Source organism: Polaromonas sp. P1_E3 (genome assembly GCF_056405935.1).
The window spans coordinates 1-1,391 of record NZ_JBFUBD010000574.1 but is presented as its reverse complement, the minus strand read 5'-3'; the positions used below and the strand labels follow the sequence as shown (position 1 = coordinate 1,391).

Genomic DNA, 1,391 nt, shown 5'->3' with positions numbered 1-1,391 from the left:
ATGATGGACAGCGGATCAGCGATATCCGTCCCGCCCCAGCCTGTTCCGGGGTTGGCCACCTGGAAGTAACGGCCCGGCGTGGACTTTCTTCCACGCATCCGGATACCCGAAGGGGGCATGTCAAGACAGCGTCCGGCCTGGTGTTCGGTCAGCACACCCGTGATGTGGTCGTCAACCACCACGACTTCGTCCAGCTTGCCGAACAGCTGCTTCGCAAAAATTCCGATGGTGGCGGAGCCACAACCCACACGCATGCGTTGCTCCTCAATGCCATTCACAACAGGTGCGCGGCCGGCCTGAATCAATACCTGGGAGCCGCCGTCAATCGTGAACTCCACGGCCTGCTTGTTGCCAAGCGCCTTCATCATTTCGACCGTGACCCGGCCCTCTTTCTTGCTGCCACCCGTCAAGTGGTGCACTCCCCCCAGGGACAGCATCTGCGAACCATACTCGGCCGTCGTCACATGCCCGATCACCTCTCCCTTGCAGCGCACGTTGGCCTGCTCTGCCCCCAAAAAGCGGTCGGTATCTATCTTCACCTTGAAGCTGCAGTAGCTGAAGATGCCCTCCGTGACCACAGTCACCACGTCAACACCGGCCGCTTTGGACGAAACAATAAATGGCGCGGGTTTGTAGTCAGGATAGGTTGTTGAAGAACCCACGCCAGTGACAAAGACCTCGTCAGCCAGCAGAAGGTCTCCATTCCACGAGGCTGCTGTTGTGGCGATGTCCCCGGGCGTATCTTCCAGCGCGGAAACCCCGGCAGCTGCGCGCCCTGCAAACGGCACAACATGCGCCGCCTCGCCTGACAACGTACGGCGCAGCAGCAAAACAGGATCCACGCGTACCAGTGTTCCGCCATGGTTTGCATAACGATCGCACGCCCCGCTACGCCCGTCGGAAATCTGGCACAGAACCGGGCAGGCATTGCACTCGATTTTCTCGCTGTTCATCCGCTCGTTTCGAGGCCTGGCCTTTTCCAGAACAGGCGGAAACGTCAAGGCATCCATACCAGGCAGGCCGTCCGTCTTTGTATGTTCAGTCATCACGTTCGCCTTTATTGCCACTCACCATTCCAGGGCGGGATTCACCAATGTAGTGCTTGCTTAATTTATATGTTGCGTTCACTACATATAAAATTCAATGTAGCGCATACCCGGTTCTGGCGCAATAGTATTTACATGGCGCTTTCGGACTTATCAAAAAATGTTGCGTTCACTACATTAATCTGGCACATTGCCGCTATAGACACGTCTTCTGTGGACATCCGCCAGTTCCGGCAGACCGGTCAATTGCCAAAGCAGCCTGCACTCAGAACGTCATCACTCACTCACAACCCTAAAGCCGCAGATAACACCATGAGCGCCTTCAATGAAGAAACCGTGCTGTCC

General features: G+C 56.4%; 1 protein-coding gene and 1 pseudogene. One reads left to right on the top strand and one right to left on the bottom strand.

What is annotated here, in order from left to right; all coding sequences use genetic code 11:
• Positions 1-1,046: pseudogene (locus AC1D0Z_RS21810) on the bottom strand (6-hydroxynicotinate reductase); the annotation flags it as partial.
• A 135-nt stretch (positions 1,047-1,181) separates the two neighbouring features.
• Here AC1D0Z_RS21810 and AC1D0Z_RS21805 point away from each other — a divergent pair.
• Positions 1,182-1,391, top strand: a 210-nt coding sequence (locus AC1D0Z_RS21805) for a hypothetical protein (protein WP_477660240.1), incomplete at its 3' end; no start/stop codon positions are given.